Source organism: Moorena sp. SIO3H5 (assembly GCF_010692395.1).
Lineage (GTDB): Bacteria > Cyanobacteriota > Cyanobacteriia > Cyanobacteriales > Coleofasciculaceae > Moorena.
On sequence record NZ_JAAHHS010000233.1, the window covers coordinates 1 to 12,151 of the forward strand.

At 42.7% G+C, this 12,151-nt stretch carries 15 protein-coding genes; 9 read left to right on the forward strand and 6 right to left on the reverse strand.

What is annotated here, in order from left to right:
* Positions 1 to 71 precede the first annotated feature (71 nt).
* Positions 72 to 287, reverse strand: a complete 216-nt coding sequence (locus F6K52_RS22585; RefSeq protein ID WP_293082963.1) for a hypothetical protein — start codon at positions 285 to 287, stop codon at positions 72 to 74.
* A gap of 253 nt (positions 288 to 540) precedes the next feature.
* Between F6K52_RS22585 and F6K52_RS22590 the strand changes: the two genes are divergently transcribed.
* From F6K52_RS22590 to F6K52_RS22605, 4 genes are read left to right on the forward strand one after another with little or no spacing between them, the layout of a single operon-like run.
* Positions 541 to 696 (forward strand): hypothetical protein, encoded by a 156-nt coding sequence (locus F6K52_RS22590; protein WP_293082966.1) that lies wholly within the window; start codon positions 541 to 543, stop codon positions 694 to 696.
* Positions 678 to 1,619 carry a cobalamin-binding protein gene (locus tag F6K52_RS22595; RefSeq protein ID WP_293082970.1) on the forward strand — a complete coding sequence of 314 codons (942 nt, stop codon included), beginning with the start codon at positions 678 to 680 and terminating at the stop codon, positions 1,617 to 1,619. The genes F6K52_RS22590 and F6K52_RS22595 overlap by 19 nt, the downstream gene beginning before the upstream one ends.
* Positions 1,612 to 2,862 (forward strand): AAA family ATPase, encoded by a 1,251-nt coding sequence (locus tag F6K52_RS22600; protein WP_293082972.1) that lies wholly within the window; start codon positions 1,612 to 1,614, stop codon positions 2,860 to 2,862. Before F6K52_RS22595 ends, F6K52_RS22600 begins: the two co-directional genes overlap by 8 nt.
* Positions 2,863 to 2,864: 2 nt before the next feature.
* Positions 2,865 to 3,377 carry a hypothetical protein gene (locus F6K52_RS22605; RefSeq protein WP_293082975.1) on the forward strand — a complete coding sequence of 171 codons (513 nt, stop codon included), beginning with the start codon at positions 2,865 to 2,867 and terminating at the stop codon, positions 3,375 to 3,377.
* A gap of 206 nt (positions 3,378 to 3,583) precedes the next feature.
* On the opposite strand, the gene F6K52_RS22610 is transcribed toward F6K52_RS22605, so the two are convergent.
* Together F6K52_RS22610 and F6K52_RS22615 are read right to left on the reverse strand one after the other, a co-directional pair.
* Entirely contained in the window at positions 3,584 to 4,030 is a 447-nt protein-coding gene (locus F6K52_RS22610; RefSeq protein WP_293082978.1) for a SitI3 family protein, read from the reverse strand.
* A 26-nt stretch (positions 4,031 to 4,056) separates the two neighbouring features.
* Positions 4,057 to 4,500: a hypothetical protein gene (locus F6K52_RS22615; protein WP_293082981.1), complete on the reverse strand. Its 444-nt coding sequence runs from the start codon at positions 4,498 to 4,500 to the stop codon at positions 4,057 to 4,059.
* Positions 4,501 to 5,049: 549 nt separating this feature from the next.
* Between F6K52_RS22615 and F6K52_RS22620 the strand changes: the two genes are divergently transcribed.
* Positions 5,050 to 5,265 (forward strand): hypothetical protein, encoded by a 216-nt coding sequence (locus F6K52_RS22620; RefSeq protein ID WP_293083019.1) that lies wholly within the window; start codon positions 5,050 to 5,052, stop codon positions 5,263 to 5,265.
* A gap of 474 nt (positions 5,266 to 5,739) precedes the next feature.
* Here the strand turns inward: F6K52_RS22620 and F6K52_RS22625 are convergent, their stop codons facing one another.
* Positions 5,740 to 7,164, reverse strand: a complete 1,425-nt coding sequence (locus F6K52_RS22625; protein ID WP_293083022.1) for a hypothetical protein — start codon at positions 7,162 to 7,164, stop codon at positions 5,740 to 5,742.
* 229 nt (positions 7,165 to 7,393) lie between these two features.
* Between F6K52_RS22625 and F6K52_RS22630 the strand changes: the two genes are divergently transcribed.
* The 4 genes from F6K52_RS22630 (at position 7,394) to F6K52_RS22645 (ending at position 9,179) form a co-directional block, all read left to right on the forward strand.
* Positions 7,394 to 7,576: a hypothetical protein gene (locus tag F6K52_RS22630; RefSeq protein WP_293083024.1), complete on the forward strand. Its 183-nt coding sequence runs from the start codon at positions 7,394 to 7,396 to the stop codon at positions 7,574 to 7,576.
* Between the two features lie 164 nt (positions 7,577 to 7,740).
* Entirely contained in the window at positions 7,741 to 7,866 is a 126-nt protein-coding gene (locus F6K52_RS22635) for a hypothetical protein (protein WP_293083026.1), read from the forward strand.
* A 152-nt stretch (positions 7,867 to 8,018) separates the two neighbouring features.
* Entirely contained in the window at positions 8,019 to 8,987 is a 969-nt protein-coding gene (locus tag F6K52_RS22640; protein ID WP_293083028.1) for a hypothetical protein, read from the forward strand.
* Between the two features lie 27 nt (positions 8,988 to 9,014).
* Positions 9,015 to 9,179, forward strand: a complete 165-nt coding sequence (locus F6K52_RS22645) for a hypothetical protein (RefSeq protein ID WP_293083031.1) — start codon at positions 9,015 to 9,017, stop codon at positions 9,177 to 9,179.
* A 305-nt stretch (positions 9,180 to 9,484) separates the two neighbouring features.
* On the opposite strand, the gene csaB is transcribed toward F6K52_RS22645, so the two are convergent.
* Positions 9,485 to 10,528, reverse strand: coding sequence for a polysaccharide pyruvyl transferase CsaB (gene csaB / locus F6K52_RS22650; protein ID WP_293083034.1), 1,044 nt, complete (start codon positions 10,526 to 10,528; stop codon positions 9,485 to 9,487).
* Positions 10,529 to 10,852: 324 nt separating this feature from the next.
* On the reverse strand, positions 10,853 to 12,151 hold a 1,299-nt coding region (locus F6K52_RS22655; RefSeq protein WP_293083036.1), incomplete at its 5' end, for a YifB family Mg chelatase-like AAA ATPase.

Consider the following 12,151-nt stretch of genomic DNA (forward strand, 5'->3'; position numbering starts at 1 on the left):
TAAAAGGTTATCGTAATTTTTTCCTGTTTGTCGCTGAAGAATGCTTAGATGATCTGTATCCAACAAATATTTCATGGTTCGTCTTGCACTTCGAGGATAGATTCATCGCCTTGACGTATGGCTCGTCCATAAGCCAGCACCTGCTCAAATGCCGGTTCATCTTTAAAAGTTCCTGTAATTTGTTGTAGCCAATTCATCGGCTGGGGAGTCGAAACTTGCTTCTGTAACTGCGCAATCGCAGCCTCTATGGCTGTTAGCCTTTCTTCTAGAGAAGTGTTGATTGTCATTTGAGTTTTTCGTTAATCAGTTTCTCGTTATAATATAATTCAATATAACATAATAATAAACGGATTTGTTGGGTTTTGTTCCATCAAACGAATATAGAATACCGGGGTAAGCACTTGTTTTTTGATGCCATTACTTGTATTATATACTCGTTTATTGTGAGTAATCCAAATAGTAGGGTAGGGTGGGGAAATATTGAAAATTTGGCAATTATATTAGGAATCATCGACATGCAGCCCACCCTACAAAAGCTAAATGAATTGTGATAATATTGTTCCCTGTTCCCTACTCCCTACTCCCTACTCCCTACTCCCTGTTCCCTGTTCCCTGTTCCCTGTTCCCTGTTCCCTATTATTGACTATTTATATCCTGAACTTATCAACATCTAAACTATGCTTTCACAAAACCTGAGAATTGTTACTCTGCTCCCCAGTGCCACGGAAATTGTGGCAGCTTTAGGATTAGCTGATGCCATTGTGGGGCGATCCCACGAATGCGACTATCCCGCAACCATTAAGAATCGACCTGTCTGCACCCAGGCTCAAATCAATAGCGACAAACCTAGTGCTGAGATTGATGATGATATAAACAATTTGGTAAAACGTGCTTTAAGTATTTACCAAGTAAAAACTGATGTTTTAGAACAACTGCAACCAACCCACATTGTTACTCAAGATCAATGTGATGTCTGTGCTGTCAACTTCGATGTGGTGGAGAAAGCAGTTGCTAATCTTACTAATAGCAACCCTCAGATAATTTCCTTGCAGCCAAACTTGCTAGCTGAAGTTTGGGCAGATATTGAGCGAGTTGCTACCATCCTGGGAGTAGAGTCACACTCTGTACTGAAGCAATTACAGTCTCGCGTCGAAACCTGTAGGCAAAAGACACAGGAAATGTCAGAAAATAACCGCCCTACTGTTGCTTGCATCGAGTGGACTGATCCTCTGATGGCTGCTGGTAACTGGATTCCTGAATTAGTGACAATTGCAGGTGGTAATCCTCTGTTTGGGGCTTTAGGTAAACATTCCCCCTATCTGGAATGGGATGCTTTAGTAAAAGCTGATCCAGAGGTAATTATTGTAATGCCTTGCGGCTTTGATTTGGAACGCACAAAACAAGAAACCCAACAGATGGCTCACCATTCCCAGTGGTCAAGTTTGCAAGCCGTACGCCAGGGGAAGGTTTTTGTTACTGATGGTAATGCGTATTTCAATCGTCCAGGACCAAGACTAGTCGATTCAGTAGAAATGATAGCTGAAATTTTGCATCCAGACCTGTTCACCTTTGGTTATCAAGGCACTGCTTGGGAAAGGTTTGAGGTAGGAAATGCTTAAGAAACTTATCCTGGAAAATTGGAAAAGCTTCCGTTATGCAGAATTCCCGATTGATCCCCTGACTGTGTTAATCGGGACCAATGCTAGTGGAAAATCTAATCTAATTGATGCTTTGGAACTTTTAAAACGAATAGTGCTTGGAAAGGATATTCGATCCGCTTTGGCAGGGGATGCTGCTTTTCCTGGGATTCGAGGTGGAGTAGAGTGGGCATCACTCAAGCCAGAATCTCACTTTACCTTGAAAGTTGTGCTTGAGGGAGAGGATGATGAAACCGATTACCTTTATAGTATTACAGTAGAAACCAAACCAAGTGTTCAGTTATCTGATGAATCTCTAATTCGCCAGGTCTATTCACCAGATAGTAATCAAATCCTTACTCAAACTAGTTTGTTTAAAACCTCTTATACCAGAACTCAAGATAAAGATATTCATGTTAAATTGCTAGAACAAGAACAAATTACTTTGCCAAAATACTGGAAAGGTTCTAATTCTCTTTTAACTAGACTTAGGGAAATAGGCTACCATGCAGAGCTTACAAATATAATTGGAAAGGTTTGTACAATTATAGAAAATATTTTTATTTTTAATCCTATTCCTGCCAAAATGCGGAACTATTCACCGCTTTCTGATCGCATTGAGAGTGATGGATCTAATATTGCTGGAGTGCTAGCCGCATTACCTAAAGAGCAAAAAGAGGAGTTTGACTCAAGGGTGTCTGCTTACTTGAAATATCTGCCAGAACGAGATATACAGGAAGTTTGGGCGGAACCAGTAGGAAAGTTTGGTACAGATGCTATGCTCTACTGTAAGGAAGAATGGAAACCTGGTCAAACTACAGAAATTGATGCGCGAGGAATGTCCGATGGAACCCTACATTTCTTAGCAATTATTACCGCACTGATCACACGACCAGAAGGGAGTCAATTAGTAATTGAAGATGTAGACAATGGATTGCATCCCTCTAGGTTACATCTGCTTATAACCATGCTGAAAGAAATTGGAGAAAAAAGAAAAATAGACATATTAATCACTACTCACAATCCGGCTTTGCTAGATGCTTTAGGACCAGAAATGATTCCCTTCGTAGTTGTAGCACACCGGGATTCAGAAACTGGATTAAGCAAACTCACCCTTCTAGAAACTATGGATAATTTACCTAAATTGATGGCATCTGGTTCCTTGGGTAACCTAGTGACTAAAGGAGCTATTGAAAGGAATATTTCTGATCCTAAGCCACTATAGACATGAGGAAGGTTCTGATTATCGATACATCGATTCTCTGCGTTTACCTAGAAGTTCCTGGCAAAGAGACTTGTGGGTCTGGTAATAATAAATGGAATAAGCAGCAAGTTGTTGAGATTTTGGAAAAAGAAGAAAAAGCATCGACAACGTTTGTACTACCCTTAGCTGCTATTATTGAAACTGGTAATCATATTGCTCAAGCTAGAACAAAAAGGTATGAAACTGCCCAAGCTTTAGCAGAGATTATGGAAAAAGCAGCAGATGAAAAAACACCTTGGGCAGCTTTCACAGATCAGTCAGTGCTTTGGGACGCTCAAGGACTGAAAAAATTAGCAGTGGAATGGTCTCAACTCGCAGCACAAAAAGTTTCAATAGGTGATGCTACCATCAAAACTGTAGCAGAATTCTACGCAAAAACTGGTTGCCAGGTGGAGATTCTCACGGGTGATCATGGACTTAAGGCATACCAACCCACTACACCAGCCCCAACTCCCAGACGCAGGAGAAGTAGATGAGCTGAGGGCGTGACAAGTGCGATCGCATAAGCGCGGAAGCGAAGCTTCCGGAGCGAAGCGTGACATGCACGGGCTTTGCCCGACGCTGCGCGAACGGTCAATCGCATTTTGTAGGGTGAGCATTGCCTGTTTTTCACTCCCCTACCTGTCCGAATTCACATAAGCTTTGCCCACCAAAGAGCCAAGCTACCCACAGTTAATCTAAATCAGGCAGAACAAGGGAAAACCTGAAACTCATAGGTTAATTTAAACTGGTCTATTTCAGAAATAATACTAGGCTCCAGCATCTCTTGATTTAAGATTAATTTATCTCCCAAGCGCTGCAATACAACCGTTTCATAATTAAATAGCAAAACAGTTTCTCCGACAGTCTGCTGTAGCAAAGTTATGGTGGCTCGGATCAGAGTACGCAAGCCCCCTTCATAATCTTGATTGGGATTAATCCGAAAACCAACAACTAAAGTAGGTCGAAAACCAAAGTTTTCTTCAGTAACATCTTGTTCCCATCGATCTTCTACATCAGCATTAATAAGTATTCCTGGTGCTTTTAAGTTGTCTTGTTGCCACTCTAAAGCTAACTTTGTAGCTAAGATGTTTAAGGCTTGTTGAGGCTTAAGCTCAGTTACCATCTCTAGGTCGAAATCTAAAGCCATGCTAATCTCTCCTGTCTGTACAATAGCTAGGAAAAAAATGGGATAACCTTACCATTTATTATCATAATAATCTCCTTAAGATTGTCGATTGGTTTTCTGGCTATAATATCCTGTAATTCATCAGGATTTACATTGGTGTCATCAAGATTAAGTACAATTCTGTCTGCTTGTCTTCTCTTGACCTTTCTACTGATACCCTTACGAATTTGGTCTGGGTTGGAAGTGGGTGGGGTGTAATGGTCAAATATTTGCCCCTCAATTTTGTAGTCAGGGTTTTTGCCATTGGGAAGAGTGGGTGGATTCTGTTCTACATCATATCCCATTAAGGCAAGGATTGTGGCAGATTCATTTTCTCGTCTTAGCTGACGTTGCATCTCTCCGCTAGCACGAGAGCTAACCTCAGTTTTCTTACCCCTAGGAGTTGCTCCAGGCAATCCTGATGGGATGGTGCGATTTGGCGCTTCAGTCATTTATTTTTGTTTAAGAAGGTGAACAAAATTAATTACACATTTCCCAAAACTCACAGTACGATCGCGAAGCGTGACCTTCGGTCAATCGCCTTTTGTAGGGTGGGCATTGCCTGTTTTTCACTCCCCTACCTGCCCTGGTCACCCTACAATTCATCTTATTAATTTCTAGTTGTTTATAGTTAAGTCCCTGTCGGTGGGCAGTGCCTAGTCAACCTATTTTAAGCTTTACAATTGGTCTTATGCACTGCCCAACCTACGATTAATTATGATTACTTTTTTATACTTAAGTACCTGTCGGTGGGCAGTGCCTAGTCAACCTATCCCAAGGTTGAAAATTTGTTATAGGCACTGCCCAACCTACGATTAATTATATCAAAAATGTAGAAAAATAAAAACTATTTATTATTCCTTATTACCATTCCCACCACACTTACCACACTTCCCAAATTATCGGCATATTTCGTAATAAAAAAAATTCCTAAACCCCTTGACAAATAATTAATATATTAATATATTAATATTATACACAGTTTAAAGGTATAGCTTCCAATGAGCAAAAACATTAATCCGAACTCTGAAAACCCAAGTCGCAAATCTAAGAAAGTCAAGCACATATTAATCGGTTCTCCTGAGGAGGTTAAGAAAACAATTTATGCCATTTATTCCCTTAAATACGCCTATCCTGACGAGTGGAGCACTCCGGAGCCTACCGGAAATCCTGGTGAGGTTATGACCTTTTTGATTCGCTATTTTTACGTAGACTAGGATAGGTATTTGCCAGCGATGCAGCGCGGTCTTGGGGGTTTCCCCCATGAGCGACTGCATCAAGACAGGGTTTTACGCCCTGGCGACAATGAATGGTGAATGTTGTTTTGTGGTCAGCTAACTAACTCGATCAGAATGTACTAATTGATCAGGAGTTATCTAAATTTGAGTGCAGCCCAGCTGTACTTTTGGAAGCTTATACCATAGAATTCGGTCAAGCATTGGAGTTAACCAGAGCTTGACCGATTTTTTTTATTGCTATAGCATTTCTATTTGAAGGGAACAGTTATAGAAGCATTTGGTAGGGTGGGCATTGCTTGAAACCAACTTCCAATCCTTCAATGAAATACATTAGCAATGCCCACCAAGCGCAGATCGCATTTGGTAGGGCGGGAATTGCCTGTTTTCCACTCCCCTACCTACCCGAATTCACATAAGCAATGCCCACCAACCTTTGAGAGTGCGATCGCGGCACTAGTATTTGATCATCACACTATAGGTTATTTTCACTTCTTCACCCGGGTTGATACTAATCGGAAACTCTACTGTTTTTGCATCTAGTTGATTGTAAGTATGGTTACTTCTTAAAATTTCCCAGTCACCACTAAATCGTTCTACAACCCATACTTGTGCTTGGTCTTCTTTACGATTGCGGATGGAAATCTCAATGCTTTCTTCTGTCACTTTTTTAGCTATTTGTTTGTAAGCCCTGCGTTTGCGATCGCCTACTACATCAAAGGAGTCACCAATATATAAACTGACCACCTCATTCTTTGGTGTATGATCAATTAAGTCCTCACCTAAAAACTGTAAGTTACCGCGCCGATCAGCTTTATAAACTCTTACCTTTCCCTTAGGTAAAGGCATACCCATATTATTAGTTTTAGTATTAGCCAAATCTAGGATAACATTAACTTTATCCTGGTAACTCTCCTCTCCTTTACCTGGACGTTTTGTACTACTATAATGCCAATTTTTGCTACTATCAAATATCAATTTACGGTGTACCTCTACGTCCGCTGCGGAGAGTAATGTCATCTGTTTAGTTTCATTATTTTGTACAGTAGTTGTGCCATCCAAGGTGTAGAGATGATACTCAAAAAACGTTTCTTCTTCAAACTGAGGCTGGATAGATCCTCCCCATAGAGATTCTAACCTCATCACTTCTGCTTGTTGAGATTCTTCCACCCGACGAACATCCCCAGCGATTAACTGCAACTGACTGTTTTCATAAGTAGCACCGCTGCGATTTTCCAAGGTTACCCAGCCAGTGATATCTACCTTGCTTTCATCCTCACTAACAACTGCTACATAATCAGCTTTCCAGGTAATGGCATTAGCAATATAGGAGACTTCTGTAGCATGGTCTCCTGCTTGACTTACTTGAAGTTTCCAGACTAGAGAAGGACGAGAGACTAATCCCTCTGGCATTTCATTCAGCTCCATTTCACCGGAGGGATTGAGCACAACATTCCCATTAGGCAAACGGATAGCTAGTGTCTGTGACCGAGTGCTACCTCCACCAGAATTTTGGCTAGCCACCGTCACTTCAGGAGGATTCAGCAGCGTACCTACGAGTATCTCTATCTGTCCATCTGGGTTGACTCGTCTGAAGCGGATAGTCTTGCCAACTGATTTATTCAAGATGGTTGTTGGATTCAGTAAATCATACTGGTAATTTTGTTCACGCACCATGACACTATTAGGTGCAGTCACGGATTTAAAACTAATTGAAGTCGGATCGATTTGTGCTGCCACATCCTCATAGCGTACTAAGTTTGTACCTTGGTTCAGAGAAAGCTGGCGCTGCTCCCGGACTACGGCGAAGTTTTGGTTATAGATAGTTAGGGAAAAGCCTTGGCTCTGTTTAGCTGTGGAGATAATCGGGTTGTCTGCCATGGTTATTCTAATTTAGCTTATAGGCTCTAGGTTTTAGGCAATAGGCTTAAGACTATCGTTTGCTAGCCCCAGCTCAAGCACGGAAACTGTCAACTGCTTTTCTTATGCCTAAGATTTAATACCATTAGTCTAATCCCTAGACTTTATGTTATAATTAATAACTTTATGCTAGCCCTCAGTTCATGGGTCATTACTTATAGCAATCCGTGTAGGAATTGAGAGAATTTTGATGCGATATTCCCTACTCCCTGTTCCCTGTTCCCTGTTCCCTGTTCCCTTTGCTATATATTTAGGGTCTTCAAGAAAAATTCATCAAAAATTTTTAGCTCTGTCAGGATTTTATGCAAAACTCAGGAAAGTTATAGTACTCATGCATCCGGGATTACACGGAACACTAATTGACCAAGGTTAATGCTTACAAATGAGTAATACTCAATGGTTAATTATCTAGTAACGAGAGAAAATTATAAATGGGGATTTTCGTCGATTGTCTCTTTTTGTCACCGGTTAATTTCCTGTACAAACCCTTAATATGAGATCTGGCACCATTGTGATTAATCTAGGATTGATCCTACGGTGGGCAGTGCCTACCAAGGCTATGGCAAGCAAAGGAATCTTTATCAAGCACTGCCCACCCTACATGAACTACCAAACCTATGGCAAGCTTCGGAATCTATCGAAAGCACTGCCTACCCTACATGAACTTTTGCATGCATGCATGCATGGCTCTTGCCTTGGGCCCAGCGCTATACCTCCAAGCCATTCAATGACATAGGCATAAAAAGATATTCAGCCATTAAAATCAAGGCTTGGAAGTAAACAAAGCTACTTTTAAACTATACTCTTCCAGACTTATGTTGCCATTTACTCAAGTTTTAGGTCACAGGGACTCTAATTGGTTTTCTTACGTCGCTTATGGGTTAGGGATTCGGTCAGTGCTACCAATTCCGGAGTTTGTGCCCGCAGAGGATAAGAGCGATGTCACTATCACTATCGATCAGGTGCGTTCTGTGTTTGACTATGTACCCCAGGAGGTAATCGAGCAGCCCTTAGCACTTCAAGTAGAAAGAGACGAAGCGGTCGTTTATGTCAAGGAGGCAGGTGTGTTTTTGGTGCAAGGGGGATGCAAGATTGTCGTCATTCCAGCAGCAGATGTGGATCACTTAAAGCTGCGACTGGCCTTGGTGGGTACCGTAATGGCGATTTTGCTGCAACAGCGGAGCCCGTTAGTACTTCATGCTAGTGCGGTGGAAATTGATGGGAAAGCTGTTTTATTCTTGGGCAACTCTGGTGAGGGAAAGTCAACGATTGCTGCAGCATTGCAGGCCCAGGGATATGCAGTGGTTGCCGATGATGTGGCTCCAGTGAGCTGGAAGGAGGGCAAGGCTATCCTTGCCCCTGGATTTTCTCAAATTAAGCTCAGTCGTGAGGTGGCGGAGATGCTGGGCTACGATTGGGAGTCGCTATGGGAGTTGCATCCAAAGTTAGAAAAGCGGAGTTTGCAGTTAGCGCGGAATTTTCCCCAAAGATCGTTGCCGATTAGTCGGATTTATTTGTTGGCTTCTGGATCACAGGTAAAGTGCGAGCCCATGAAAAAGCAAGCAGGGCTAATAGCTCTGATGCAGCATTCGGAGTTGATGAAGTTATTTAGTTCTGGGGAGGTGATGCAGTTTGAAAAGTGCGCTAGTTTGGCTCAATCTTGCGAAGTGGTTTGTTTACAGCGGCCTCGCCACTTAAGCTTCTTATCAAAGTTGATAAAAGTCGTGGAAGAAGATGTTGGCAGTTCTTTACTGGTGACAAAAAACGGTTCTTTTGCTTGTTGAATTATTCAAACAAAAGGAATTAATGAGATGAAACAGGAATGGAATACACCAAAGCTAAAAACTTATGGTTCAGTTGAAGAGGTGACGGCAGTAGGTGTTAAGGATATCGGGAATGGCGTAGTTGGAGCTATAAAGATTGGTAAGTTTCTCTTGCCTAAGGGATTGGGTCTATTTGCCAGTCTTCATATTTAAGGCTAGATTTTGATTATTTATAAGATAATTTATCTCAATGGCTCATGCTAAATGGGTCATTGAGATAAATATATTAAATTTAAAAATTAGTGCAATATTTAGTCATCTATTATTAGATAGCAATTATACGACTTGTGAGGTACAAATTTCTGAGGTGCGACCCGTGGCGAATTTAATTACGGGTCAAGCGCACCTAAGTTTTTAGGGAGCAGGGAGCAGCGTTGCAGCGCTACTCCCTACTCCCAGATCCGCTGTTCCCAGATCCGCTGTTCCCAGATCCGCTGTTCCCTTTGGAAAAGTAACAATTAACAAACTTCGATCAGCACATCCTGATGCATCCTTGCCCGGTCTACCAATGACTGAATTTGGTCTTTAGTCAATGGTTCACCATTAGCATAGTGTTCTAGCCAGGTTTTACTAATCACATTTGGGTCATCTGGTAAACTAGCAACATCCCATCCAGGTAAATCCAGTTGCTCCATCAGGTAGTTAACTTTGGGGTCATAACTGAGGGCAAAACATCGACATTCTTCCGCTGCTGCCATAATCAAACTGTGGTAGCGCATCCCAATCGCCATTTCCACCCCCCGAAATAATCCTTTCAATTCTCTAGGGTCTTCTATAGAAAAGATCTGATGGGGACCGGTTAACTCAGAGGCAATAGATTGGGCAATGGTCAAATCTCGGGAAGCTTGGAAAGGGACTAATAAAATACAGGTTTGTGTGGCTTTCTGAAAATCCACTAAGGCATGGGTCAGATTCTTCAGGCGCTTGGGGGTTAGGGTAGAATGCGATCGCAAAGTAACTGCTACTCTCGGTGCTGGTAAATCCCACAATCCTGGTACAGGTTTGGAGTCTAATGCCCAAACTGGATCGGGAGCCATAATAAAGGGAATTTCCCAATCCGCTAACAGTGTCGCTGAGCCATAATCCCTGACACTGACTGCTGTACATCCGGTGAAGGACCGCTGGGCTAGGGAACTAATCAGCCGACGCTTAATTGGACCAACCCCCTGGGCCCAAGCAATGGTTTTCAGACCCATCCTTTGAGCTAATCCCATTAAACCACAGTAGTAGAGAGGACTAGCAGCACTAGTCACATCTTGGATTAAACTACCACCCCCCCAGATGAATAGTTCTGAAAGGCGCATAGCCTTGAGCACTGGTAGGGTAGACATGCGATCGCAACTTTCCACTCCATAGCGCTGACGAGTTTGAGTGGGGTTACCGGAAAGGACTATCGGCTTGACTGACTTTGGTAGCATTTGCAGCAGTGACGCTAACAATGCTTCATCGCCACCGTTGCCCTTGCCGTAATATCCACATAAAACTGCTTTGACTTGCTTCATGCCTTCAACTCGTCTTGGCCACTACTCCCTATATTCCCATCTGTGAGTGTAAAAAAAATACCAATTCAAGTAGGGTGGGCAAAGTAATATTATCTAGAATACTCACCCATAACCAAACTATTTTTGCCCACCCTACAAGCTATAGTCCCATCTGTTCATCCATCAATTGCCCATATTCCCATCCGTGAGTGTAAAAAAAATACCAATTCAAGTAGGGTGGGCAAAGTAATATTATCTAGAATACTCACCCATAACCAAACTATTTTTGCCCACCCTACAAGCTATAGTCCCATTTCTTAGATCCGTTAACCCATCAATTGCCCCTTAATGCATCCTATCAATAGTACGATATTGAATGGCTTCAGCAACATGTTCGGTTTTAAGGTCATCATTACCACTCAGGTCGGCAATAGTACGGGCAACTTTAAGAATACGGTCGGTGCCTCTAGCAGAAAGACCAAGTTTGCGAATAGCGCTTTCTAATACATTACGGGAAGTATCATCTAATTTACAGAATCGACGTAGATGATAGCTTTGCATCTGAGCATTGCAATGAAGAGTGGGTTCAGTTTGGAAGCGCTCACGAGTGCGATCGCGTGCGACTTGGACTCGTTCTCGCACCGGTGCTGATTCTTCTCCTGTAGATTGTCTAGTAATTTCTTCAGGTTTAAGCCGATTGACCGCTACTTGTAAATCAATGCGATCCATTAATGGTCCTGATAGCTTCGACCAATATTGTTCTCGTTGGCGAGGGGAACAGCTGCAGGGTTGGATCGGGTCACCAAAGTATCCACAGGGACAGGGATTGGTACTAGCGACTAAAGTAAACTGAGCAGGAAACTCTACCGATTGGCGGGTGCGGGAAATAGTGACTTGTCCGTCTTCCAAAGGTTGGCGTAAGAACTCTAGGACATTGCGCTTGAATTCTGTCAACTCGTCTAAAAATAGAACTCCCCGGTGGGCTAAAGAAATTTCCCCCGGTTTCGGAAAACTACCACCACCCACAAGAGATGGGCCAGAGGCGGAATGATGGGGACTGCGAAAAGGGCGATCGCAGATCAGTTTGCCGCGATTTTTCAATAAGCCAGCAACAGAATAAATTTGAGTGACCTCCAAAGCTTCAGGAAAACTCAAGGGTGGCAAAATTCCCGGTAATCGTCGCGCCAACATGGTTTTACCACTGCCAGGAGGACCGACAAAGATTAAATTATGTCCCCCAGCCGCAGCAATTTCTAACGCTCGACGCCCATGAGCCTGACCTTTAACATCCGTTAAATCCGGTGCAGTAGACTGATAAACTTGCAACTCCCCCACACTATCAATCTCTACCGGTGAGTAGCGGTTTGGCTGGTCAAGGAAATCAGCAACATCTGATAGGTGCTCAAATCCATACACAGTGATGCCATTCACCACTGCAGCTTCTGTAGCATTGTCAGCAGGAACCACTAAGCCAGTAATTCCCATTTGCTTTGCTGCCGCAGCAATTGGAAGAACACCAGCTACAGGTCGCAAACTGCCATCAAGAGACACTTCTCCGAGAAATAGGTGGTCTCCCAATAACTGAGGATTTAACTGTTCCGATGCCGCTAAAATACCAATACTGATCGGTAAATCAAAACTAGA

Excerpts from the sequence above, each read along its gene's own strand:
- F6K52_RS22585 (WP_293082963.1), bottom strand. The coding sequence starts at position 287 with ATGACAATCAACACTTCTCTAGAAGAAAGGCTAACAGCCATAGAGGCT.
- F6K52_RS22590 (WP_293082966.1), top strand. The coding sequence starts at position 541 with ATGAATTGTGATAATATTGTTCCCTGTTCCCTACTCCCTACTCCCTAC.
- F6K52_RS22595 (WP_293082970.1), top strand. The coding sequence starts at position 678 with ATGCTTTCACAAAACCTGAGAATTGTTACTCTGCTCCCCAGTGCCACG.
- F6K52_RS22600 (WP_293082972.1), top strand. The coding sequence starts at position 1,612 with ATGCTTAAGAAACTTATCCTGGAAAATTGGAAAAGCTTCCGTTATGCA.
- F6K52_RS22605 (WP_293082975.1), top strand. The coding sequence starts at position 2,865 with ATGAGGAAGGTTCTGATTATCGATACATCGATTCTCTGCGTTTACCTA.
- F6K52_RS22610 (WP_293082978.1), bottom strand. The coding sequence starts at position 4,030 with ATGGCTTTAGATTTCGACCTAGAGATGGTAACTGAGCTTAAGCCTCAA.
- F6K52_RS22615 (WP_293082981.1), bottom strand. The coding sequence starts at position 4,500 with ATGACTGAAGCGCCAAATCGCACCATCCCATCAGGATTGCCTGGAGCA.
- F6K52_RS22620 (WP_293083019.1), top strand. The coding sequence starts at position 5,050 with ATGAGCAAAAACATTAATCCGAACTCTGAAAACCCAAGTCGCAAATCT.
- F6K52_RS22625 (WP_293083022.1), bottom strand. The coding sequence starts at position 7,164 with ATGGCAGACAACCCGATTATCTCCACAGCTAAACAGAGCCAAGGCTTT.
- F6K52_RS22630 (WP_293083024.1), top strand. The coding sequence starts at position 7,394 with ATGCGATATTCCCTACTCCCTGTTCCCTGTTCCCTGTTCCCTGTTCCC.
- F6K52_RS22640 (WP_293083028.1), top strand. The coding sequence starts at position 8,019 with ATGTTGCCATTTACTCAAGTTTTAGGTCACAGGGACTCTAATTGGTTT.
- F6K52_RS22645 (WP_293083031.1), top strand. The coding sequence starts at position 9,015 with ATGAAACAGGAATGGAATACACCAAAGCTAAAAACTTATGGTTCAGTT.
- csaB (WP_293083034.1), bottom strand. The coding sequence starts at position 10,528 with ATGAAGCAAGTCAAAGCAGTTTTATGTGGATATTACGGCAAGGGCAAC.